This window comes from Paraburkholderia sp. SIMBA_053, assembly GCF_046534895.1.
In the GTDB taxonomy this organism is placed as follows: domain Bacteria; phylum Pseudomonadota; class Gammaproteobacteria; order Burkholderiales; family Burkholderiaceae; genus Paraburkholderia; species Paraburkholderia caledonica.
Genome location: NZ_JAWRXU010001713.1, coordinates 1 through 236, shown reverse-complemented (window position 1 = coordinate 236; position 236 = coordinate 1). Strand labels below are relative to the sequence as shown.

General features: G+C 73.7%; 1 protein-coding gene. It reads left to right on the top strand.

From position 1 onward, the window contains the following. Positions 1-206: PfkB family carbohydrate kinase (locus tag SB753_RS41370; protein WP_410805728.1), on the top strand; the 206-nt coding region annotated here is incomplete at its 5' end. Positions 207-236: the final 30 nt, after the last annotated feature.

Genomic DNA, 236 nt, shown 5'->3' with positions numbered 1-236 from the left:
CCGCCTTCCGGATCGATCCGGTGGACACGACGGGAGCCGGCGATGCCTTCTGCGGTGCGCTCGCCGCGGCGCTCGCCCAGGGAATGGCGATCGAGGACGCCCTGGTCAGAGCCTGCGCGGCAGGAGCCGTCGTGGCTCAGCACCGCGGGGCGACCACGCCGCAGTTGACGCCCGGATCGATCGCGGCGTTCGTCGACTCGCGCTGAGCCGCTACTGCGAAGGGGGCGTGGCGGGCG